The 21,109-nt window shown below is 71.6% G+C and carries 14 protein-coding genes and 1 riboswitch; of the genes, 7 read left to right on the plus strand and 7 right to left on the minus strand.

What is annotated here, in order from left to right; translation table 11 throughout:
• Positions 1 to 120: 120 nt before the first annotated feature.
• The 4 genes from ACKTSN_RS18530 to ACKTSN_RS18545 all read right to left on the minus strand — a co-directional run bounded on the left by ACKTSN_RS18530 (position 121) and on the right by ACKTSN_RS18545 (position 6,456).
• On the minus strand, positions 121 to 1,218 hold the full coding sequence (locus ACKTSN_RS18530) for a hypothetical protein (RefSeq protein WP_409470147.1): 1,098 nt from the start codon (positions 1,216 to 1,218) through the stop codon (positions 121 to 123).
• Between the two features lie 191 nt (positions 1,219 to 1,409).
• Positions 1,410 to 2,591: a vWA domain-containing protein gene (locus ACKTSN_RS18535; RefSeq protein WP_409470148.1), complete on the minus strand. Its 1,182-nt coding sequence runs from the start codon at positions 2,589 to 2,591 to the stop codon at positions 1,410 to 1,412.
• A gap of 82 nt (positions 2,592 to 2,673) precedes the next feature.
• Entirely contained in the window at positions 2,674 to 5,133 is a 2,460-nt protein-coding gene (locus tag ACKTSN_RS18540) for a DUF5682 family protein (protein ID WP_409470149.1), read from the minus strand.
• Positions 5,134 to 5,256: 123 nt separating this feature from the next.
• Positions 5,257 to 6,456, minus strand: coding sequence for an ATP-binding protein (locus ACKTSN_RS18545; protein ID WP_409470150.1), 1,200 nt, complete (start codon positions 6,454 to 6,456; stop codon positions 5,257 to 5,259).
• Between the two features lie 145 nt (positions 6,457 to 6,601).
• Between ACKTSN_RS18545 and ACKTSN_RS18550 the strand changes: the two genes are divergently transcribed.
• Positions 6,602 to 7,957: an SWIM zinc finger family protein gene (locus ACKTSN_RS18550; RefSeq protein WP_409470151.1), complete on the plus strand. Its 1,356-nt coding sequence runs from the start codon at positions 6,602 to 6,604 to the stop codon at positions 7,955 to 7,957.
• A gap of 119 nt (positions 7,958 to 8,076) precedes the next feature.
• A complete protein-coding gene (locus tag ACKTSN_RS18555) occupies positions 8,077 to 9,726 on the plus strand; it encodes a DUF5691 domain-containing protein (protein ID WP_409470152.1) in 1,650 nt (549 codons plus the stop codon).
• 341 nt (positions 9,727 to 10,067) lie between these two features.
• On the opposite strand, the gene ACKTSN_RS18560 is transcribed toward ACKTSN_RS18555, so the two are convergent.
• Complete coding sequence (locus tag ACKTSN_RS18560; RefSeq protein WP_224735418.1) at positions 10,068 to 10,484, minus strand: cobalamin B12-binding domain-containing protein; 417 nt, start codon at positions 10,482 to 10,484, stop codon at positions 10,068 to 10,070.
• Positions 10,485 to 11,038: 554 nt separating this feature from the next.
• On the opposite strand from ACKTSN_RS18560, the gene ACKTSN_RS18565 reads away from it, so the two are divergent.
• Positions 11,039 to 11,926 carry an esterase/lipase family protein gene (locus tag ACKTSN_RS18565; RefSeq protein ID WP_409470153.1) on the plus strand — a complete coding sequence of 296 codons (888 nt, stop codon included), beginning with the start codon at positions 11,039 to 11,041 and terminating at the stop codon, positions 11,924 to 11,926.
• Positions 11,927 to 12,129: 203 nt separating this feature from the next.
• On the plus strand, positions 12,130 to 13,695 hold the full coding sequence (locus ACKTSN_RS18570) for a M23 family metallopeptidase (protein WP_409470154.1): 1,566 nt from the start codon (positions 12,130 to 12,132) through the stop codon (positions 13,693 to 13,695).
• Between the two features lie 65 nt (positions 13,696 to 13,760).
• On the opposite strand, the gene pcrA is transcribed toward ACKTSN_RS18570, so the two are convergent.
• Positions 13,761 to 16,226: a DNA helicase PcrA gene (gene pcrA, locus ACKTSN_RS18575; protein ID WP_409470155.1), complete on the minus strand. Its 2,466-nt coding sequence runs from the start codon at positions 16,224 to 16,226 to the stop codon at positions 13,761 to 13,763.
• A gap of 306 nt (positions 16,227 to 16,532) precedes the next feature.
• Positions 16,533 to 16,704, plus strand: a riboswitch (cyclic di-AMP (ydaO/yuaA leader).
• 8 nt (positions 16,705 to 16,712) lie between these two features.
• On the opposite strand from pcrA, the gene ACKTSN_RS18580 reads away from it, so the two are divergent.
• Complete coding sequence (locus ACKTSN_RS18580) at positions 16,713 to 17,900, plus strand: C40 family peptidase (RefSeq protein WP_409470156.1); 1,188 nt, start codon at positions 16,713 to 16,715, stop codon at positions 17,898 to 17,900.
• Positions 17,901 to 18,159: 259 nt separating this feature from the next.
• Positions 18,160 to 19,149: a tellurite resistance/C4-dicarboxylate transporter family protein gene (locus ACKTSN_RS18585; protein ID WP_409470157.1), complete on the plus strand. Its 990-nt coding sequence runs from the start codon at positions 18,160 to 18,162 to the stop codon at positions 19,147 to 19,149.
• A gap of 21 nt (positions 19,150 to 19,170) precedes the next feature.
• Here the strand turns inward: ACKTSN_RS18585 and ACKTSN_RS18590 are convergent, their stop codons facing one another.
• The gene (locus tag ACKTSN_RS18590) at positions 19,171 to 19,524 is read right to left on the minus strand and encodes a hypothetical protein (protein WP_409470158.1); all 354 of its coding nucleotides are present in this window, start codon (positions 19,522 to 19,524) and stop codon (positions 19,171 to 19,173) included.
• Positions 19,525 to 20,031: 507 nt separating this feature from the next.
• On the opposite strand from ACKTSN_RS18590, the gene ACKTSN_RS18595 reads away from it, so the two are divergent.
• The gene (locus ACKTSN_RS18595; protein ID WP_409470159.1) at positions 20,032 to 21,099 is read left to right on the plus strand and encodes a C40 family peptidase; all 1,068 of its coding nucleotides are present in this window, start codon (positions 20,032 to 20,034) and stop codon (positions 21,097 to 21,099) included.
• The last annotated feature ends 10 nt before the right edge of the window (positions 21,100 to 21,109 follow it).

The raw sequence follows: 21,109 nt of genomic DNA on the forward strand, positions 1-21,109 counted from the left end.
GACCGACGGCTGCGGAGACGACTCCGGCGGCTTCCGTCCGGGGACCGGGGGAGGTCCGGACGGTCGGGCAGACCTGTTCCGCCCCCGCGCGGCAGGTCTACGGCGCGGGAAAGGCCTGCCCTAGCCGGGGAATACCGGGATGTCCCGGTGCCGGTCCCGTGTCCCGTCCGACTCGACGCGCACGGCGGCGCCGGGCACGAGCCGCAGCCGCGCCCGGTGGTTCGAGGTCACGGCGTGCGCGTCGCCGTGCCGGGACGTGCCGCTGTCCGCCGCCGAACGGCTGCCCAGCATGCCGTCACCACGCCCGGCCGGTACCTGATGCACCGGGGCGTACTGGCCCCCGGCCCGATCGTGCTGTCCGCTGCCGTGGACGGCGGCCACGACCTCGCCGGACGAGCCGCCGAGACGCGGCCCATGGATGCCGTCGACGCCCGCCTTGCCGCCACGCCCCTCGGAACCGGCCTCGGGGGACGGCGACGTCCCCGCAACGCCCGGCTGGGGCGTCACCGCCCCGGGCAGCGGGGGGAACTGCCCCGGCAGCTCGGGGAGGGCGGGGGGCGCGGGCAGGTACCCGGGAGGCTCCGGAAGGCGGGGCAGCTCGGGGAGGACGGGCAGCGTGGGTGAGTCGGACAGCCCCGGCAGCGACGGCAACACGGGCAACGACGACAGCGGCGGCACCTCGGCTTGCGCGGTCACGGGCTCCACCACGCCATCGACCGGCCGTATCACTCGCTCACCCACGGACCTCACGAGGTCCTCGGTCACCGGCCGCACGATCGACTCGCTGTCCCGGCCGTGAGGAGCCTCGGCAGCGGGACGCCCTACCGGTCCCGGCGACACGTCCGTGACCGGGGCACCGCCGCGGTCGGCGGGGTCCTGAGAGCCGCCGAAGTCGTGGTCGGCCCCTCCCACAAGATCCTGCGCCAACGACGCAGCGCCCTCTGCCGAAGTCGACTTCACGACGTCGTCCGGCCTCGCCTTCGCCGAAGTCACCGAACCCGGCGAGTCGACCGAAGCCGAAGCCGAGACAGTCACCGGGGCCGGAGAGGTCGCCGATGTCGTCGAGGCCGTGCCGTCCGTCGCCCGTGCCTGCCCTCCGTACAGCACCCCGAGCACGAACAACCCACCCACCAGCAACACCATCTGGAGCGCACGCCGCCCGGCCGCCGCGCGCAGCACACGCACAGCGGCACCGGACAGGGCTGCTGACCAGATCAAGAGAGGGAGGGTCCTCCGATGCGGCGGAACGAGTCGCGTAGCGGACGACGCGGTACGGGCGAGCGGAGCGCGGCGCACCGCTGACGAGGCATCGATCCTTGCACGGGACTCCCGAGGTTGCGCAAGCCCCCCATTACCGATGGGCAGTCATATCCTCTTTCGAGGCGAACTCACCCGGTGCTTCCCGGTCGTCATATGGTGTCCGGTATCGGAAGCGGACGCTTCTCGATGGCTGCCGCCATCACTTCCGGGAACAAGTCCGGCGTACAGGCGAACGCCGGCGCACCGAGCTCCGCCAGCGCGGACGCGTGCTCCCGGTCGTAGGCGGGCGCCCCCTCGTCCGACAACGCGAGCAGCGTCACGAACTGCACCCCCGACGCCTTCATCGCCGCCACTCGCTTGAGCATCTCGTTCCGTATCCCCCCTTCGTAGAGGTCGCTGATCAGCACGACCACCGTCTCCGCGGGCCGGGTGATCTGCGACTGGCAGTACGCCAGCGCCCGGTTGATGTCGGTGCCGCCGCCGAGTCGGGTGCCGAAGAGGACGTCGACCGGGTCGTCGAGCTGGTCGGTGAGGTCGACGACCGCCGTGTCGAAGACGACGAGCCGCGTACTGATCGACCGCATGGACGCCAGCACCGCCCCGAACACGGACGCGTACACGACGGACGCCGCCATCGACCCCGACTGGTCGATGCAGAGGATGACCTCCTTCTTCACCGACTGGGATGCTCGCCCGTAGCCGATGAGCCGCTCCGGCACGATCGTCCGGTACTCCGGGAGGTAGTGCTTGAGGTTGGCCGCGATCGTGCGGTTCCAGTCGATGTCGTGGTGGCGCGGCCGGTTGATGCGGGCGCTGCGGTCGAGGGCGCCGGTGAGGGTGGCCCGAGTGCGGGTGGCGAGCCGCTTCTCCAGGTCCTCGACGACCTTGCGCACAACGGCTCGTGCCGTCTCCTTCGTCGTCTCCGGCATCGCCTTGTTCAGCGACAGCAGCGTGCCGACGAGGTGCACGTCCGCCTCCACGGCCTCGAGCATCTCCGGCTCCAGTAGCAGGGCGGACAGCCCGAGCCTGTCGATGGCGTCGCGCTGCATGACCTGCACGACGGACGACGGGAAGTACGTACGGATGTCCCCGAGCCAGCGGGCCACGGACGGCGCCGACGCCCCGAGCCCCGCCGAACGGTCCTTCCCCGTCCGCGGTTTGTCCCCCTTTCCGTAGAGCGCGGCGAGCGCCCCGTCCATCGCGGCGTCCCGCCCGCCGAGCGCACACCCCGTACCGTCCGCCGCCTCACCCCCCAGCACCAGCCGCCAGCGCCGCAACCGCTCCCGGGCGGCGTCGTCCAACTCGGCCACGGCCATGGACTCCGTCGTCATACGCCCTCCTCCCCCACGCGCTCCCCCGCCCGGTCCACCGGTACGGCCGTTCGACTCGTGATGCGTCCACCGACGCTCATGCTCATCCCGCCACCCCCACCAGGCCGGCGCTTTCGTCTGCTCCCGACCCGTCCAGCCCCAACAACAGCCGCACCAGCGGCTCCACTGCTGCGGCGCGTCCGGCGTCGAGACCGGGTCCGAACCCGGGTATGCCCGCTCCCGCCGCCTGCGTGCTCCCCCGCTGTCCCGGCCCGCGCCGCACCAGTTCGCCGAGCGTTCTGCGCACCCCCGGTTCGTACGCCGAGAAGGTGCGCCGCAGCAGGGGCAGCACGTCCGTGAACGCCTCCGCCGGCACTCGGGTCAGCCAGCCGTCGACCAGTCCGAGCAGCCGCTCGTCGTGGACGAGCAGCATCCCGCCCCCGCCGCCTCCGCCGACGAAGCCCTCGATCCACGCGGCCGCATCCGCCGGCGCCGTCCCTGGGGAGAGCGCCAGCCCCATGAGCCGCGCCGCCTCCTCCTGGGCCAGCTCCCCGTCGTCCAGCAGCAGCCGCACCGCGCGCCCCTGGATGACGCCGGGCACGGTGTCCCGAGCAGACAGGACCCGCAACACCGCATGCCAGCGGCCGCGCAGGCCACCGTGTTCCGGTGTGCCGGCCTCGCCGAGCAGCCCCACGGCGGTGTGCACCGCGTCCACATGGTCCCGCATCTCCTGGGCCGCGTCCGCGTCGAGAGCGGCACAGGCCGAGGGCAGGCCGACGAAGATCCGCTCGGCGAGGCCGGCGGCGACCTCGGTCAGCGCTCCGGTGTCGGTGCCGCGCACGTCGCCGTAGCGCAGCGAGCGCACCAGGGCCGGCAGCGCCTGGGCGAGATGGCCGACATCCGTGTCGAGCGCCGCTCGGTCGGCGAGGATCCGCATCACCGCCGGTAGAGCGTCGGGCAGTTCGGCCAGCAGACAGCGCTCGGCGAGCCCGGTGACCTCGGCGAGGCCCTGTGCCGCGGTCGCGTCGGCCTCCGCCTTGGCGGTCGCCGCGGCGAGCACGGTCGTCCCCCACACCCCGGCCTCGGCGACCCGCACGGACAGCTCCGGCTCCCAGCGCAGCCGCCACGTCTCCCGGAAGGTCCCGGTGCTGCCGCGCGACACCGTCGGCTCGCCCCAGGCGACGCCGAGCAGCCGCAGCCGGTGCAGCAACCGACTGCGCCCGGCGTCGGTCTCCTTGCGCAGGTCGAGCTCCAGCTCCCGCTCCAGCGCCTCCGGTTTGAGCCGCAGCCGCCGCTGGAGCCGGGCGAGGTCGCGTTGCAACGGCACCGCAGGCGCCGCCTCCGGCACCTCCCCCAGCACGTCCCCCACGACCAGCCGGTCGTGCACCAGCGCCAGCGGCACGTCCGAGCCCTCACACATCACGGCACGCACGGCGTCGGTGGTCTCGCCGAGGCCGGCCAGCGGACGCCCGCGCATCGCCGCGAGCGTCTCGGCCAGCCGCACCGCCTCGATGACATGCGCCGAGGAGACGATCCTGTCCTCCGCACGCAGCAGCCCCGCCACCTTGGTCATCCACCGCTCCACCGGCCGGTCCGGCGCCGCGAACAGATGCCCGTACCATCCCGGCGAGTCGATGCCCGCGCCGTATCCGCTCGCCCGGGCCAGCCGCCGGTACGTCCACGGCACCCAGGTCATGTCGGTCTTGACCTTGGGAAGCCCCTTCACCAAGGCCCGGTCGGCGGCGACGGTGGCCTTCTGCCGCAGTGCGGGCACGTGCCACGCCCCGCACACGACCGCCACGCCACCCCCGAACTCCCGCTGCGCGGCCCGCACCTGGAGCCGCATGTACGCCTCCCGCACGAGATCCCGCTCGTGTCCGCCACTCCCGTACGCCTCCCGCAAGGCGCCCATGGCCTCCTCGAGCACGCCGAACGGAGCGAACGCATCCCTCTCGCCCAACCCCCGGTGCTCGACGACGTCCTCCCACCAGCGCTCGGGATCGTCATAACCTGCGGCATCGGCAAGCACGGCGAGCGGATCGACCCGAACGTCCGCATCGGTCGTCTCCGGTTCGGCGGCGTCGCCGGCATCCGCCTCGTCCGCCTCCGGTACGGCAGCGCCCCCGGCATCCGCATCGTTCACCTCCGCTTCCGCGACGTCGGTGGCCTCCGCCTCCCCCTCGGGATTCGTCACCGTCTCCCTGCCCCACACCAACGTGTGCGTGGCCGGAAGATCGATGAAGCGAGCCGGCACCTCGTGCTCCAGGGCCCACCGGATCGCCACCCACTCCGGCGAGAACTCGGCCAGCGGCCAGAAGGCCGAACGGCCGGGATCGTCCACGGCGTGGGCGAGGAGGGCGACCGGTGGGCGCATGTCCTCGTCGGCGGCCAGCGGGATCAGCGCGTCCGCCTCGGGCGGGCCCTCGATCAGCACCACCTGCGGCCGGGCCGCGTCCAGCGCCGCCCGCACGGCCCGCGCCGAACCCGGCCCGTGATGCCGCACGCCGAGCAGCAGCGGCTCGGTCCCGGGCCGCCTGCTTCCTGCCTTCTCAACGCCTGTCACGCCGTCCCCCTCGCCTGCGAGGCCACCCCAGGTCGTCGTCGACCGCAGCCTGGACGTCCCCCGTCGTCTCCATCGATCCGCCCACCGTCGAACTCCCCTGCGCGAAATCCCACCGGTTGTCGCTCACGCGCTCACCTCCCGGCAGGCCCGGTAGAAGTCCTTCCAGCCGTCCCGCTCACGTACGACCGCCTCCAGGTACTCCTGCCAGACGACCCGGTCGGCCGCCGGATCCCGGACGACGGCGCCGAGGATGCCCGCGGCGACGTCGCTCGGTCGCAGCACGCCGTCGCCGAAGTGCGCGGCCAGCGCAAGGCCGTTGGTGACGACGGAGATGGCCTCGGCGGTGGACAGCGTGCCGCTGGGCGACTTCACCTTCGTACGGCCGTCGGACGTGACACCGTCGCGCAGCTCCCGGAAGACCGTCACCACACGACGGATCTCGTCGACGCCGTCGGGTACGGCCGGCAGGTCGAGGGAACGGCCGATCTGGTCGACGCGGCGCGAGACGATGTCGACCTCGGCCTCGACGCTCTCCGGCAGCGGCAGCACCACGGTGTTGAAGCGGCGGCGCAGTGCGCTGGAGAGGTCGTTGACCCCTCGGTCGCGGTCGTTGGCCGTGGCGATCAGGTTGAAGCCGCGGACCGCCTGCACCTCCTGGCCCAGCTCCGGTATCGGCAGTGTCTTCTCCGACAGGATCGTGATGAGCGTGTCCTGCACGTCGGCCGGGATGCGGGTCAGCTCCTCGACGCGTGCGGTCATCCCCTCGGCCATGGCCCGCATGACGGGGCTGGGCACCAGCGCGTCCCGGCTCGGGCCGTGGGCGAGCAGCTGCGCGTAGTTCCACCCGTACCGGATTGCTTCCTCCGGCGTGCCGGCGGTGCCCTGCACCAGCAGGGTCGAGTCACCGCTGACTGCTGCGGCCAGGTGCTCGGACACCCACGTCTTCGCGGTGCCGGGCACGCCGAGCAGGAGCAGGGCGCGGTCGGTGGCGAGCGTGGTGACGGCGACCTCGATGATGCGGCGCGGGCCCACGTACTTCGGTGTGATGACCGTGCCGTCGGGCAGGGTGCCGCCGAGCAGGTACGTCGCGACGGCCCACGGCGACAGTTTCCAGCGGGTCGGCCGCGGCCGGTCGTCCTGCGCGGCCAGCGCGGCGAGTTCGTCCGCGAAGGCGTCCTCGGCGTGCGGGCGCAGCGCTTCTGCCGCGGGCGCGGATGCGCGCGCGCCCGCGCTCGCGGTTGTAGGTGTGTCCACGCCCGTGTTCGCGGGCGCGGACCCGTTCTGGCTCGGGTCGACGGACGTCGGTTCTACGGACACAGGCATGGCTGAGTCCCCCTCCAGCTCGGCCGGTTCGGTTCTGGCATCCACGGTGCACCACGCCACTGACAATGCGATCTGACCTGCGAAAACGTGCTGGCGACCGCGCTCGCGAGGCCGATTGTCAGTGGGGGGATCTACCTTCGATGCCATGACTCAGCAGGGGGTGCGCTGGACTGCGGATCAGGTGCTGGCACTGGCGCCTGACGCAGCGTCGCGCAAAGCGGGAAGCAAACTCGGTGCGGCGGGGCCGTGGTCCGAGGCAGGCAGTTCTGACGAGGGGACGCTGTGGGGGCTGTGCAAAGGCAGCGGCAGCAAGCCGTATCAGACGGTCATCGACATCGCGGACGCGTCCGGTCCCGCGTACAAGTGCAGTTGTCCGAGCCGCAAGTTCCCGTGCAAACACGCGCTGGGGCTGCTGCTGCTCTGGGCCGGGGGCGACGGCGCGGTGCCACCGGGCAAGGCGCCGGACTGGGCCGAGCAGTGGACAGAGGGGAGAAGGAAGCGTGCTGCGGAGAAACGAGCGGCGGGCGCGGGCGGTTCCCCGTCCGGCTCCGCTGATCCGGAGGCGGCGCGGCGTCGGGCGGAGCGCCGGGCCGAGCGGATCACAGCGGGGGCGACCGAGCTGGAGCAGCGCCTGACGGACCTGCTGCGCGGAGGGCTGGCCGCGGCGGAGCAGGCGGGGTACGGGCTGTGGGAGGAGACAGCAGCCCGTATGGTCGACGCCCAAGCTCCCGGACTGGCCGGTCGCGTAAGAGAGTTGGGTGCGATCCCGGCGTCCGGTCCGGGCTGGCCGGTGCGGCTGCTGGAGGAGTGCGCGCTGCTCCACCTCCTCGACCAGGGCTGGCTGCGTCGCGACGGCCTGCCCGAGGGACTGGCGGCGACGGTCCGTTCCCGCATCGGTCTGCCCGCGTCGGCGGACGGCCCGCCGGTGCGCGACCGCTGGTTGGTCCTGGCCCAGTACGACACGGCGGACGCCCGTCTGACGACCCGCCGGATCTGGCTGTACGGCGCCGAATCCGAGCGCACCGCTCTCCTTCTCTCCTACGGCGCCGCCGGCCGGGCCCCCGAGCTCGCACTGCCGGTGGGACTGACCCTGGAGGCGGAGGTGTCCGCCTACCCGGGCGGGAGCCGGCAGCGCGCCGCCCTGGGGGAACGGTTCGCGGCGCCCACGTCCACCTCGATACGTCCACCAGGAGTGACGACGACACAGGCGGTGGCCCGCTACGGCGACGCCCTCCGCGCCGACCCGTGGCTCGACTCGGTCCCGGTGACGCTGGACCGGGTCATACCGACCCCGGACGGCGACTCATGGCAACTGGCGGACGCCGACGAGAACGCGGCACTGCCGCTCACGCCCACCGCTCGCTCCCGCCCCGGTCTCTGGCAGCTTGTAGCCCTGTCCGGCGGCACCCCTGTCAAGGTCTTCGGCGAATGCGGCCACCAGGGCTTCACCCCGCTGACGGCCTGGCCGGCGGGCGCGGGCGAGGCGGTCCAGCTGTGCTGAACCGCGGCCTCCCGACGCCTCCGACACGACTCCAGGGGAAGCGGCCCACAGTGACGCCGCCCGCTCCGAACTGACCCACTCCGAACCACCCCACGGCATCCGCCCTTGAAAGGACCCTCGTGAACAGGACCTCCGCTCCTGTGGATTCGCCCACGCCGGGCGTCTGGGAGGAGCTCGTCACCACCGCACTGCTCGGCACGGACCGGCGGACGCCACCCGGCGCCGCGCCCGGCCGGGAGGCGCCCGTGGCGCTGCTGGACGCCGCGGCCATGGAGACCGTACGTCGGCGAGCCGGACTGCGCCCCGCGCGGCCGGCCCAGCGCCCGGCACCGGCCCCCGAGGACCCGCGCCCCCCGCTGCCCGCACCGGCGGCCCACAGGCTCGCGATGTTGCTGGCCGACCGTCCCGGCAGCGCGGGCGGCGGCCGCAGAGGCACCGCACCGGACCTCATGGAGCTACTGCCCCAGTGGCTCGCGACGGCGAACGCCCGCGGTTTCGCGGCACCCCCCGAGGCCCTGCCCGCCTTGCTGGACGCGGCCCGGGGCCGTACGGATCTGCGGCCGGCGGCGCTGACCTTCGTCGGCCCACGTGCCCTGTGGCTCGCCCGGCTCAACCCGGACTGGCGATTCGCGCTGCGCGCGACACCGGGCGGAGGCACGTCGCTGCCGCACCTCGACGACACGGACAAGGTGCAACAGCTGTGGCAGGAGGGCCTGTTCGCCGAACGCGTGGCCCTCCTGGCAGCCATACGCGCACATGAGCCCGGCACCGCACGTGAGCTGCTCGCGACAACCTGGGCGACGGAGCGGGCCGAGGACCGGCTGATGTTTCTCGACTCACTGCGCACGAATCTCGGCGACGAGGACGAGGCGTTCCTGGAACAGGCCCTGTCCGACCGCAGCCGCAACGTCCGGGCGACGGCGGCGGAGTTGCTGTCGGCGTTGCCCGGCTCGGCGCTGGCCGCACGCATGGCGGTGCGGGCCGGTGCCTGCGTGGCCGTCGACCACACGCGGGACACCCCGACGATCACCGTCGAGGCGCCGCACGAGTGCGACGCGGGCATGGAGCGGGACGGGGTCGTCGCCAAGGCGCCGGCAGGACGGGGTGAACGGTCCTGGTGGTTCGGCCAGTTGGTCGAGGCGACCCCACTCGAAACGTGGCCGGGTCGGCTCGGCGGCCGGGCGCCCGAGGAGATCGTCGCTCTGCCGGTCACGGACGACTGGCAGGGCGAACTCCACGCCGCCTGGTGCCGGGCGGCGGTAAGACAGCGGAACGCCGACTGGTCGCGGGCCCTCCTGGGAGCGCCCAGGGCACCCGAGACGGGCGGCCCGGGGGCGGTGTCCCTGGCCGAGCGGGCCAAGCTGCTGAGCATGCTGGGCACCGACGAACGCGCCGAGTGGGTGGCCGGCTTCATCGCGACGCACGGTCTGTCCGAGGCGTTTCAACTGCTGGGCGTGTGCGACGTGCCGTGGGCGCCGCAACTCGGGCGCGCGGTCGTCGACGCGCTCAACATCGCGCGGGACGCCGGGAGTTATCCATGGAGTTTCAGCGGAGTGATGGGCCTGGCCGAACGCTGTCTGTCCCCTTCCGAGGCCAACCGCCTCGACGGGCTGCTGGCGGTGCCGGACGAACCCGAGAACGCGTCACCAGGAGCCGGCGGCTACTGGGCCGAGGCCTTCCAGCGCCTGGTCACCACGCTGCGTTTGCGTGCCGCCATGGCCGAGGAACTGGGAGCGGAACAGGAGGAGGGGCCGCGGGGCCTTGCCTGAGCGGCGGACCGGCCACCATCCGGACCCGCACCCGCAAACAGGCCGGCACCCAGACACGCCACCAAAACGGACCGCTGTCCGGCCACGAGCCACTCCAACGGCCCATCGCCCGAACACCGTCACTCCAACGGCCCACCGCCGAAACCGAGCCACACCAACGGCCCACGCCCGGACGCACCACACCAAAGGCCCACTGTCCGGACCCGGTCCACACCAACGGCTCACGCCCAGACACACTCCACACCAACGGCCCACCGTCCGGACCCGGTCCACGCCAACAGACCACCGTCCAAACCCAAGCCACACAACCAACGCGAACGCCACCCGCGCCCGCCCCGGACCTACGCCCCCGTCGTCTGCCGTACGTTCGCCCGTACCCAGTCCACGATCGACGCGGTCGTGGCCCCCGGCGTGAAGATCTCCGCGACGCCCTTCTCCTTCAGCGCAGGGATGTCCCCCTCGGGGATGATCCCGCCGCCGAACACCAGGATGTCCTCCGCGTCGCGCTCCTTGAGCAGGTCGATCACGGCTGAGAAGAGTGTGTTGTGCGCCCCGGAGAGGATGGACAGCCCGATCGCGTCCGCGTCCTCCTGGATCGCGGTGTCGACGATCTGCTCGGGCGTCTGGTGGAGGCCCGTGTAGATGACCTCCATACCGGCATCCCGCAGCGCCCGTGCGATCACCTTCGCCCCCCGATCGTGGCCGTCGAGTCCCGGCTTGGCCACCACCACGCGGATCGGACCGGCTGCCACACCCATCACTGCCTCCAAGAAGCGATTACATCCACCCGTACCGACAAGTACCGGCCACTATCGACAAGTACCGCACAGAACGGTGCCCACCAGAACAAGGCCACCCACCCCGCAACCACCGGGGAAGTGAACGAACGTTATCTCCAGCATCCCGCAACCGGCAGTTTCGCGATGCAGACCGAGGGGGAAATCACACAGTGGGACATATTCGCCGCGCAGTGTTCCAAGTCTCCGCGGCCACCCCCGCGCACCCACGCGGACCAGGGGGGCGTGGAGGGGAACACGCGCAAAGAGAGCCGCAACGAGGTCGCCGTACCTCCACGCCGCAGGCCGCGCGTCGTGGGGTGCGGCGCATCGACCGGAAACGAAGGGCACGATAAGCAGACAGGGCACGCAGGGCAGCCTCCCATCCCCAACGGCGCCACATACGCCATACAAGGGCCGGCCCCACTCACCCGCCGAAACAACCCCACTCGCGCCCCGTCACCACCTCCGTCGCGGCTCGCACGGGCGCACGCGGGGGACAGAGCCGTCCTCCGCGTGCCGACAGGAGGTCGGCCATGAAGGTCACGCAGGTCACCAGGGCACTGCTGCCCTTTCAACCGCTCTGCCACCGCCTGCTCCCGGGCAGCCTGGCGGGGCTCTCACTGGCCATCCTGAAGGCGGCCGCCCTCGAGGTCGCGATCCTCGCGGGCCACCTCCTCCTCTACCCCTCCGGCATCATTCAGGAGCGCCGGACGCCGCCCGCCCTGGTCCCCTCCCAGGACGGCGCGGCGCGCCTGCCGACGCAGGCCAAACCCCCGGTGGTCCTCCTGCACGGCTTCATCGACAACCGCTCCGTCTTCGTCCTGCTGCGCCGTTCCCTCGCCCAGCACGGCAGGCAGCACATCGAGTCACTCAACTACTCCCCCCTGACCTGCGACATCCGTACGGCGGCCAAGCTGCTCGGCCGGCACATAGAGGAGATCTGCGAGCGCACGGGCAGCACTCAGGTCGACATCGTCGGACACAGCCTCGGCGGGCTGATAGCGCGCTACTACGTCCAGCTGCTCGGCGGCGACACTCGCGTCCGGACCCTGGTCACGCTCGGCACCCCGCACTCCGGCACCCGAGTGGCCCCCTTGGCGAACGCGCACCCCATAGTGCGCCAGATGCGCCCCGGCTCAGCCGTCATCGAGGAGCTGGCCGGCCCGACGCCCGGTTGCCGTACGCACTTCGTCAGCTTCTGGAGCGACCTCGACCACCTGATGGATCCGCTGGAGTCCGCCTGCGTCGACCACCCCGACCTGCTGGCGCAGAACGTGCGGGTGAGCGGGATCGGCCATCTGGCCCTGCCCGTGCACCCGGCCGTGGCGGCCGGAATACGGCAGGCCCTGGACGGCACCTACGACACCACCCCGCAGGGAAGCGGGTCTGCAACGCACTCCGACGACCTCACCGTGGCCTGACAACACGACCGTGGCCGACCAGTACGACCTCGAACAATCTTCGAACACAAACCCAAACCCGTGCCCGCAGTCCCCCGAAACACGGCCGATTGCCCGTTTCCTGCGCGCGCGAAACCTGCCGAAGATTGTCGTGCCCGCGTACCGCCGGGTACAGTCGCCGCACTGCTCTGCCAGCCCCTGTTGTCGAGGCGAAAGAGAAGTTGGTGAACGACCGTCACCCGTCGGGGACCATGACCACCCCGGCTCCGGCTTCCGAAGCCGCCTCGGCGCCTTATGCGCCGTACGGCACGCAGGAAGCCCAGTACGGCGACTTCACCACATACGGTGCCTACACCGCCAACGGATTTGACACCGGCGGCCACGCCACCGCGGCCACCACCACGACGTTCGAGACCGACCCCCTCTTCGGCGACCTCACGGGCAGTGGTCACGACACTGGCGCGTACGACGCCACCCAGTGGTCCACCGGCAACCACCAGACCCTCGACTACGACCCGTACGCGGCCCAGCATCACGCCGCCTACGACACCGGCGCCTACGACACAACCGCCTGGAGCACCGGCCACCAGCAGCTCCCCCTCATCCCGCAGCAGGCGGGAGCGCCCGACGCCAGCGGCCAGTGGGACGCGAGCGCATGGCTCCAGCCGGAGCAGCAGACCGGCAGCCCCGCCGACCAGACCCACCAGTGGGAATGGGGCACGCAGACCTTCGACTCCGGCGCGTACGACGCCACGCAGTGGAACTCCGACGGCACCACGGGCACCACGACCGACGCCTACGAGCAGCACGCCGAACCCTTTCCGCGGCAGGCCGAGTCCTACGAGCACCACGCCGAGAACTTCGGCTCGCACGCCGAGTCCTTCGACCAGCAGGCGACTGCCACCTTCGAGCACGTCGACCACGACGAACCGAACGCGGGTGACGGCGAGTCGGGCGTGACCGGCGAGACGCCCACCACGCCCCCGTCCCTCCTCGACGACCAGGAGGAGGTCACGCCGGCCCCGGTCTCGCGGGCGGCCTCCCGCAGCGGGGCCCGCTCCCGTCGCCGTACGCCCGCGAAGCGCTCGGCGCTGCTGACCGTCGCCGTGCCCTCGGCGTGTGTCATGGGCGTGGCGGGCATCGCCGCCGCCTCCGTCGGCAACCTCGGCGGCGACGACCAGGACGCGTCGACGACCGCGGCGGACGCCCCGGCGGTGAAGCCGTCCGCCGCCAACAACCAGTTGGACACCCAGCTCGAGAGCCTCACGGCGGAGGCCGACGACTTCGCCGACCGGGCCAGCCGTACCCAGGAGCGCATCGACCTCAAGGCGCAGCAGGCGGCCGAGCAGAAGAGGGCGGCGGCGGAGGCAGCCCGCAAGGAGCGGCTGCGTCCCAAGTACGCCCTGCCGGTCGCACAGCACGGGCTCAGCGCCTACTACGGCCAGGCCGGCATCAACTGGATGTCCGTGCACACCGGCATCGACTTCCCGGTCTCGTACGGCTCGGCCGTGATGGCCGCGACCGACGGCACCGTCCGTACGGAGTACAACAGCGCGTACGGCAATATGATGATCGTGACGGCGATGGACGGCACGGAGACCTGGTACTGCCACCTCTCCAGCTACCAGGTCGCGTCCGGTACGACCGTCAAGGCCGGCGACCCGATCGCGCTCTCCGGCAACTCCGGCAACTCGACCGGACCGCATCTGCACTTCGAGGTGCGGCCGGGCGGCGGTTCGGCGGTCGACCCGCTGGCCTGGCTGCGCAGCCACGGGATCGAGCCGACGTAAGCCCCGAAGCTTCCCCTGAGCCCCCGCCGAGTGAGCGGGGGCTCACTTCGTACCGCCCGGAACAGCTACAGCTTCTCCACTGGCGCGTACCGCAGAAGCAGTCGCTTCGGCTTGGTGTCCCCGAAGTCGATCGTCGCCTCCGCGTTCGCGCCGGTGCCCTTCACCGCGACGACGGTCCCGAGCCCGAACTGGTCGTGCGTCACCCGGTCCCCCACCGCGAGGGAGACCACGGGCTTCTCGGCGGTCCGGCGCGTGGCGAACCCGGACGCGCCCGACGCCGACGAGCGCGAGCGGGACGACGACAGCGACGCCGCCACGCCCGAGACCGGGCCCGCCGGAGCCGGGGAACCACCCGTGCGCTTCCAGTCCACATGCGCCGCCGGGATCTCCTCCAGGAAGCGGGAGGGCGGGTTGTACGAGGGCTGCCCCCAGGCGCTCCGCATTGCCGAGCGCGTCAGATACAGCCGCTCACGCGCGCGCGTGATGCCGACGTACGCCAGGCGGCGCTCCTCCTCCAGTTCCTTGGTCTGGCCGAGGGCACGCATGTGCGGGAAGACGCCGTCCTCCAGGCCGGTCAGGAAGACGACCGGGAATTCGAGGCCCTTGGCGGTGTGCAGGGTCATCAGCGTGATGACGCCGTCGCCCTCCTCCTCGTCCGGGATCTGGTCGGAGTCGGCGACCAGCGCGACCTGCTCCAGGAAGTCGGACAGGGTGCCCTGCTCGCCCTCGCTGCGCTCCTGCTCGAACTCCAGGGCCACGGCGGCGAGCTCCTGGAGGTTCTCGATCCGGGTCTCGTCCTGCGGGTCGGTGGAGGCCTGCAGCTCGGCGAGGTAGCCGGTGCGCTCGAGCACTGCCTCCAGAACCGTCGCGGGGCCGGCGCCGGACTCGACGATCGTCCGGAGGTCCTCCATGAGCGTGTTGAACCGCTTGACGGCGTTCGTGGAGCGCGCGGCCATGCCGTACGCCTCGTCGACGCGCTTCAGTGCCTGCGGGAAGCTGATCTTCTCGCGCTGGGAGAGGGCGTCGATCATCGCCTCCGCGCGGTCGCCGATGCCCCGCTTGGGGACGTTGAGAATGCGACGCAGCGGGACCGAGTCCTCCGGGTTGGCGAGCACGCGCAGGTAGGCCAGGACGTCCCGGACCTCCTTGCGCTCGTAGAAGCGCACGCCGCCGACGACCTTGTAGGGCAGGCCGACGCGGATGAAGATCTCTTCGAAGACACGGGACTGAGCGTTCGTCCGGTAGAAGACGGCGACGTCCCCGGCCTTCGCCTCGCCCGCGTCTGTGAGGCGGTCTATCTCGTCGGCGACGAACTGGGCCTCGTCGTGCTCCGTGTCGGCGACATAGCCGGTGATGCGCGCGCCCGCGCCCGCGTTGGTCCAGAGGTTCTTCGGGCGGCGGGACTCGTTGCGCTCGATGACGGCGTTGGCGGCGGAGAGGATCGTCTGGGTGGAGCGGTAGTTCTGCTCCAGCAGGATCGTCGTCGCGTCCGGGTAGTCCTCCTCGAACTGGAGGATGTTGCGGATGGTCGCCCCGCGGAAGGCGTAGATCGACTGGTCGGCGTCACCCACCACGCACAGCTCGGCGGGTGGCAGGTCGCCCTCGCCGGGTGGTACGTGCTCGCCGGTGCCGACGAGTTCGCGTACGAGGGCGTACTGGGCGTGGTTGGTGTCCTGGTACTCGTCGACCAGTACATGGCGGAAGCGGCGGCGGTAGTGCTCGGCGACATCCGGGAAGGCGCGGAGCAGATTGACCGTCGTCATGATCAGGTCGTCGAAGTCGAGGGCGTTCGCCTCGCGCAGTCGCGACTGGTACAGGGCGTAGGCCTGGGCGAGGGTCTTCTCGAAGCCGTCGGTGGCCTGGGCGGCGAAGTCCTCCTCGTCGATCAGCTCGTTCTTGAGGTTGCTGATCTTGGCGCTGAAGGACTTGGGCGGGTAGCGCTTGGGGTCGAGGTCCAGGTCGCGGCAGACCAGGGCCATGAGGCGCTTGCTGTCGGCGGCGTCATAGATCGAGAACGACGACGTGAAGCCGAGCTTCTTGCTCTCCCGGCGCAGGATGCGCACGCACGCGCTGTGGAAGGTCATGACCCACATCGCGTTCGCGCGCGGGCCGACGAGTTGCTCGACGCGCTCCTTCATCTCGCCGGCGGCCTTGTTGGTGAAGGTGATCGCGAGGATCTGGCCCGGGTGCACGCCCCGCTCGGCGAGGAGGTGGGCGATGCGATGGGTGAGCACGCGGGTCTTGCCGGAGCCGGCGCCGGCCACGATGAGCAGGGGGGAGCCGGAGTGGACGACGGCGGCGCGCTGGTTGTCGTTCAGCCCCTCCAGGAGCGCTGCCGTGTCCACGGCCGGACGCGCGGCGCCGTCACGGTAGTACGCGTCCCGGTCCGGGGGCACGTCGAACTTCCCGCCGAACAGATCGTCCGGGATCGACTCCGGAACGTGATCGTCCTCGGGCGGCGGCGGGTGCTCCTCGTGGGCCCGCGGGGCCTGGAGGTCCGCCAGGAAGCTGTCGTCAAAGAGGCTGCTCATCGCTCTCCGAGTCTAGGGCGCCCCACTGACAACCCGCGGCCGCCCCGAGAACATCCCCGGCCGGAATACCGTCGATCTTGGCGGTGAGGCCGGAATCACATCGGCTGCAGCGGCCGACAACCTTCCATCCCTACCCACCCCACATCGGCTTACTCTCCGAGCCCACCCCACTACCACCCGCGACCACTGACTGGAGGTCACGAAAATGTATCGGGCATATCACCCACCAACCTTCACACACACCACACGAGTTGGCTACCGTGCCGGGCAGGCCGTACGACCCCCACCGGCGAACGTCGCCGGGCCGCACGGCCTCCGCCGAGTCCGGTGCGCCCCCGTGGCTGCCGGAGCCGGGGACCCAACCGACTCTGGGGTGAATCGGTCCAACTCCCTTCCCGGGAGGGGACCGTAGGGCAACCCTTCCGAACCACCCGCCCGAACCCGACAGCTAACCCGGTAGGCGGCCCATGGAAGGAGTCGCCTCCCTTGGCGTCGCACCGCAAGTCGCGTCCCACGGGCGCGCGCGTCGCAGGCATACGGACCCCCGCGCTTGCCACGGCTGCCCTCACGTCTGTGGCCCTGCTCTCCCAGACGGCCAATGCCACCCCCTCGGCCGACGACAAGCCGAGCCTCGAAGAAGTCGAGAAGAAGGTCGACGACCTCTACCGCCAGGCGGAGTCGGCGACCGAGAAGTACAACGCAGCCAAAGAGAAGACCGCGAAACAGCGCAAGCAGGTCGACACCCTCCTCGACGACGTCGCCCAGCGCACCCAGAAGCTCAACGAGGCACGCGAGGAGCTGGGCTCGTACGCGGCGGCGCAGTACCGGACCGGCGCCTCCGCCCCCGACACCGCGACCTTCCTGCTCGCGGACTCGCCGCAGGACTACTTCGACCAGACCCAGCTGATGGGCAGGCTGACCAGCCGTCAGAAGGACGCGGTCGACGACTACTTCACCCAGCAGTCCGCGACGATGGAGAAGCGCCAGGAGGCCACCGAGAGCCTCGAGACGCTCACGGAGTCGCAGAGCGATCTGAAGACGGCCAAGGCCACCGTCCAGAAGAAGCTCGCCGACGCGCGCGAACTGCTGTCGCAACTGACCGCCGAGGAGAAGGCGCGGCTGGCGGCGATCGAGAAGAAGAAGCAGGAGGAGGCCGAGCGCAAGGCCGCGGAGCTCGCCAGGCAGCAGGCAGAGGAGGAGCGGCAGCGCCAGGAGGCCGCCGCGCAGCAGGAGGAGACCGGAAGCGGCTCCTCCACGGATACGGGCACAGGGACCGAGACGGGCTCCGGCACCTCCGCCCCCGACTCCTCGTACGCCACCAAGGCCGAGAAGGCGCTCGCCTTCTCCCGCGCGCAGATCGGCAAGCCGTACGTCTGGGGCGCGACCGGCCCCGACTCCTACGACTGCTCCGGCCTCACCCAGGGCGCGTGGAAGGCCGCCGGCGTCTCCCTCCCGCGCACCACCTACGACCAGGTGAACGCGGGCACCACGGTCTCCCTCGCGGCCGCCCAGCCCGGCGACCTGGTCTTCTTCTACGACGACGTCACCCACGTCGGCATCTACATCGGCAACGGCATGATGATCCACGCCCCGAAGCCCGGCGCGTACGTGCGCGAGGAGTCGATCTACTACGACGGGGAGTCGTCCATCCACAGCGTGGTACGACCGGCCTGAGGGGCGGAGGCAAGGGGCGGGCCGGATGGCACGCCCCGGGGAGGCTTCCGTGGGCACGCGCGCGTGGCGGGTTTACGCAGGCACGCGCGCGTGGGGGGTGCTGTCGGGCAGGCGCGTACGAGAGGCGCCTGCAGGCTCGCGCGCCCGCCGAAACGGCGCACGCTCGGTGTGAGCCCGTTGCCGCGCGCCCGCGTGGTTTTCCACGTGCCTGCGCGCGTGGCCCGCTCGCGCGGCGCGCGGGGCTCCTTAGCATCGGCGCATGCCCGGCTCCTCCCCCCTCCGCGCCTGGTGGGCGCAGCATCCGCCGGCGGCCGGGGCCGCCGTCATGGCGACCGGCATCGTCTCGGTCGCCCTGCACCTGACGGGCTACGAGGTCCTGTCCCGGATCCTCCTCGTGGCGGCCTGCGCGGCATGGCTGGCCCTGGCGGCGGACTTCGTCACACGGCTGCTGCGGCAGCGGGAGCGCTGGATGACGGAGGCGGGAACGCCTGCGGTGCTCACCGCCGTCGCCGCGACCGCCGTGCTGGGGACCCGTTTCTCCGCGCTGGACCGGCAGCCCCTGGCCGCGGCGCTGCTGGCGCTGGCGACGCTGCTGTGGCCGGTGCTGTTCGTGCCCGTCGTGCGGCACCGGCAGCGGCGGCGTATGCCAGGGGCGGTGTTCCTCGGGACGGTGGCGACACAGGGGCTCGCCGTGCTCGGCGCGACCCTCGCGAAGGCCGAGTCGGCGGCGTGGCTCGCACATGCGGCGCTCGTACTCTTCTGGCTGGGCCTCGTGCTGTACGGCCTCGCCCTGGCCCGCTTCGATCTGCGGCAGGTGATCGAGGGACCGGGGGACCAGTGGGTCGCGGGCGGTGCGGCAGCGATCTCGGCGCTCGCCGGGGCCAAGCTCATCGCCGCCGACGGACCGGGCCTGTACCTCTGGAACGACGACAACAGCGGCGTCCTGCGGACCGTGACCGTCGCCCTGCTGACCCTCGGCCTGGGCTGGTACGCCGTACTGCTCGTCGGCGAGGTGGTCCGGCCGCGTCTGCGCTACGACGTGCGCCGCTGGTCCACGGTCTTTTCGATGGGTATGACGGCAGTGGCGGCCCTGGCCGTCGCCGCCGCTGTCGACGTCTCATGGCTCGAGTGGCCCGGGGAGGTGCTGCTGTGGATCACGATGGCGGCATGGCTCGCGGTTGCGGTCGGGGCGGTCGCGGCCGCCCGGGAGGCCGTACGCCCCGCGGCGCCCGGGCACCCCGGACCGTGAGCCGCGGGCCTCGGCCGGGGCTCAGGTCCAGAGCACCGCGATGAAGACGTTCGCCGTGGTCAGCAGGCCCACCAGGCCGAACAGACCCTTGTCCACCTTCTCCTCGTCCCGCTTCACGTAGACGAGACCGAGGATCACGATCAGCAGGGCCAGCTTCACACCGATCTTGATGTTGTTGACGGACTGGTCGTCGGCCTGGTTGAGACCGACCAGGAGCACACCGGTGACCAGCATGATCAGCGCACCGTGCAGCATCCCCGGGCCGAATCGGGCGGTGCCCTCGCCCATCGCCTTCATCTGGGTGAAGAAACCGCCGAGCAGGGCGGCGATGCCGATGATGTGCAGGCCGACGAAGAGGTTGATGAGTACGTCCATGGAGCCGGAGCCTAATCAGGGCCCGGGCACCACCCGGCACCGGCCCGCCGACCCGGCGCCCGGCGGTCTGGGGCGCGGGACGCGGGACGCGGATGCATATATGCGCGCCATAGCACCTCCGCATGCACGCATGCCCCGTAAACCGCACATCGGTCATTGCGCTGCGTGAAGGCGACGGCCATGAACCGGGATCACGGTCACATACGGTCGCCCCGCGGTCCCCTCATGTCAGTTCCGCACAACGCGTTACCGGTCCGACACACCCAGGTCTAGCGTCCTGCACCAGGTGACCGGCTCCCCACCGCCGTCCGGGCCAGGGGCGGCAGCCGGACACCTCCGCCGAGAAGGTCCGGCGGCGGCCCCGCTCCCCCTGCACGGGCCGCCGCCGGACACGGAGACCGCATCGGAGCGTCCCACGGTCCGCCCGGTGGCCGTACGGACCAGCGGTCGTCCGGGGCGTCCAAGTCGTCCAGGTCGTCCGAGTCGTACGAAAGGACGTGCAGTCCAGTGGCAGCGCACCGAAAGCCCCGACAGCGCTCGGCGGGCGGCACCAGGGCCCGTACGGCGGCGACGATCGCTATTGCGGGAGCGGCGAGCGCGACCGGCGTCGACGGCATCGGGCACGCCGAGCCGCAGCTGGCGCCGGGGCAGGTCAAGGCCAAGGTGGACAAGCTGTACCAGGAGGCCGAGGTCGCCACCGAGAAGTACAACGGGGCGAAGGAGAAGGCCGAGGCGGCGGAGCAACGACTGGAGTCGCTGCAGGACGAGGCCGCCCGCAAGGAGGAGCGGCTCAACTCGGCGCGGGATGCGCTCGGTTCGTTCGCCGCGGCGCAGTACCGGAGCGGTGGCCTCGACCCTGCGCTGCAACTCGCGCTCTCCGAGGACCCCGACCGGTACCTCGAAGGCGCCACGTTCGCCGAACGCGCGGGCCACCGGCAGTCCACCGCCGTGGCGCGGGTACGCAGACAGTTGCGCGAGATCGAGCAGTTGCGCGGCGCCGCACGTGTCGAGCTGACCTCGCTGCAGTCGCGGCAGGCCGAGCTGAAACGCCACAAGAAGACCATCACCGGGAAGCTGGACGCGGCTCGGCGGCTGCTGTCCCGGCTGACGGCCGAGGAGCGGGCGCGACTCGCGGAGGGCGACGGCACGGACCGCGCCTCGCGGGCCTCGACGGCCGGACGCGACAGCCTCCAGGCCGCCGGTTCCGCCATCGCCGCGGCGCCCAACTCCCGTGCCGCGGCCGCCGTCTCGTACGCCTACCAGAAGCTCGGCAGCCCCTACGTCTGGGGCGCGACCGGCCCGGACTCCTTCGACTGCTCGGGCCTGATCCAGGCCGCGTACCGCTCGGCCGGCGTCTCCCTGCCCCGCACCACCTACGCCCAGATCGACGCCGGCCGCCGTATCTCCCGCTCCGAACTCCTCCCGGGCGACCTGGTGTTCTTCTACTCCGGCATCAGTCACGTCGGCATCTACGTCGGCAACGGCCGGATGATCCACGCCCCGAACCCCTCGGCGCCGGTACGGCTGGCCCCGATCGACGAGATGCCCTTCTCCGGAGCGACCCGGGTGGTATGAGGCCGACCCC

The sequence above is a fragment of the Streptomyces flavusporus genome, assembly GCF_046267975.1.
Lineage (GTDB): Bacteria > Actinomycetota > Actinomycetes > Streptomycetales > Streptomycetaceae > Streptomyces > Streptomyces flavusporus.

Coding starts and splice junctions, on each gene's coding strand:
- ACKTSN_RS18535 (WP_409470148.1), bottom strand. CDS start 2,591: ATGACGACGGAGTCCATGGCCGTGGCCGAGTTGGACGACGCCGCCCGG.
- ACKTSN_RS18545 (WP_409470150.1), bottom strand. CDS start 6,456: ATGCCTGTGTCCGTAGAACCGACGTCCGTCGACCCGAGCCAGAACGGG.
- ACKTSN_RS18550 (WP_409470151.1), top strand. CDS start 6,602: ATGACTCAGCAGGGGGTGCGCTGGACTGCGGATCAGGTGCTGGCACTG.
- ACKTSN_RS18560 (WP_224735418.1), bottom strand. CDS start 10,484: ATGGGTGTGGCAGCCGGTCCGATCCGCGTGGTGGTGGCCAAGCCGGGA.
- ACKTSN_RS18565 (WP_409470153.1), top strand. CDS start 11,039: ATGAAGGTCACGCAGGTCACCAGGGCACTGCTGCCCTTTCAACCGCTC.
- pcrA (WP_409470155.1), bottom strand. CDS start 16,226: ATGAGCAGCCTCTTTGACGACAGCTTCCTGGCGGACCTCCAGGCCCCG.
- ACKTSN_RS18585 (WP_409470157.1), top strand. CDS start 18,160: ATGCCCGGCTCCTCCCCCCTCCGCGCCTGGTGGGCGCAGCATCCGCCG.
- ACKTSN_RS18590 (WP_409470158.1), bottom strand. CDS start 19,524: ATGGACGTACTCATCAACCTCTTCGTCGGCCTGCACATCATCGGCATC.